The following is a 1,290-nucleotide window of genomic DNA, read 5'->3' as shown; positions in this document are numbered from 1 at the left end:
CCTTTCGGGTGGGTGGGATCAGGCGGCGTCGTGCAGGATCACGCCGCGGATGTTCTTGCCGTCCCGCAGATCCTGGTAGCCCTCGTTGACCTGCTCCAGGGTGTAGCGCCGGGTGACCAGTTCGTCCAGTTTGATCGCGCCCGCCTGGTACAGCCGCAGCAGGCGCACGATGTCGTACTGCGGGTTGGCCGAGCCGAACAGCGAACCCTTGATGGTCTTCTCGAACAGGGTCAGGATGCCGCCCGAAACGTGCACGGTGAGCTTTTCCGGGTTGGCCAGGCCGGTGACCACGACGACCCCGCCCTTGCCGACGGCGTTGAACGCCGAGGTGATCACCTCTTCGTCCACGGTGCCGACCGTGACCAGCGCCTGGTCGGCCATCTGCCCCCAGGTCAGCTCGACGATCTTCGCCATGGCCTCGTCCGCGCCGGCGAAGGCGTGCGTGGCACCGAGTTTCAGCGCGGTTTCCCGTTTGAACGCCACCGGGTCCACCGCGATGATGTTCTGCGCGCCGGCGTGCGCGGCGCCCTGCACGGCGTTGATCCCGATGCCGCCGATGCCGTAGACGACGACGGTGTCGCCGGCACGGACGCCACCGGTGTAGTTCGCGGTGCCCCAGCCGGTGGGCACGCCGCAGCCGACCAGCACGGCGGTCTCCAGCGGCAGCGACTCGTCGACCTTGACCACGGAGTGTTGGGAAATGGTCGCGCGCTCGGAGAACGTGCCGAGCATGCACATCCCGCCGTAGTCGTTGCCGCCGCCGTGGAACCGGAAGCTGCCGTCCGGCAGGGCCCCGTCCAGGATGGTGGCACCCATGTCGCACAGGCTGGACCGGCCGGTGGCGCAGTAGCGGCAGGTCCCGCAGTTGGGGATGAAGCTGCAGACGACGTGGTCGCCGGGCTTGACCTTGGTGACGCCCGGGCCGACATCCTCGATGATGCCCGCGCCCTCGTGCCCGCCGACGATCGGAAAGCGGGGTACCAGGTCGTTGTCGATCAGGTGCAGGTCGGAGTGGCACAGCCCGGCGGCGGTGAACTTGATGAGCACTTCACCGCTCTTGGGACCGTCGAGGTCCAGTTCCTCGATCTCGAAGGGCTTGTGGGGTTCGTACAGGACAGCGGCTTTGGTCTTCACGCGAAATCACCTCTTTGTGTCGCGGGACGCAGGCACCTACGCCTCCATGATGACACCTTCGGTCAGCGCGTCGGCAGTTTCAAGTAGCGCTTCTTCCCAGCCGCGCAGGATCTCCTCCCCCGCCTCGGCACTCGCCGTGGTCGGATCGCCGAGCAC

At 67.2% G+C, this 1,290-nt stretch carries 1 protein-coding gene; it reads right to left on the bottom strand.

The window, feature by feature from the left end; genetic code table 11:
* Positions 1–18: 18 nt before the first annotated feature.
* On the bottom strand, positions 19–1,134 hold the full coding sequence (locus tag FNH05_RS37440) for an NDMA-dependent alcohol dehydrogenase (protein ID WP_144593550.1): 1,116 nt from the start codon (positions 1,132–1,134) through the stop codon (positions 19–21).
* Between the last annotated feature and the right edge of the window lie 156 nt (positions 1,135–1,290).

Origin of the sequence: Amycolatopsis rhizosphaerae, from assembly GCF_007713715.1 — a bacterium.
Classification (GTDB): Bacteria; Actinomycetota; Actinomycetes; order Mycobacteriales; family Pseudonocardiaceae; genus Amycolatopsis_E; species Amycolatopsis_E rhizosphaerae.
This window is presented reverse-complemented; position numbering and strand designations above follow the sequence as displayed.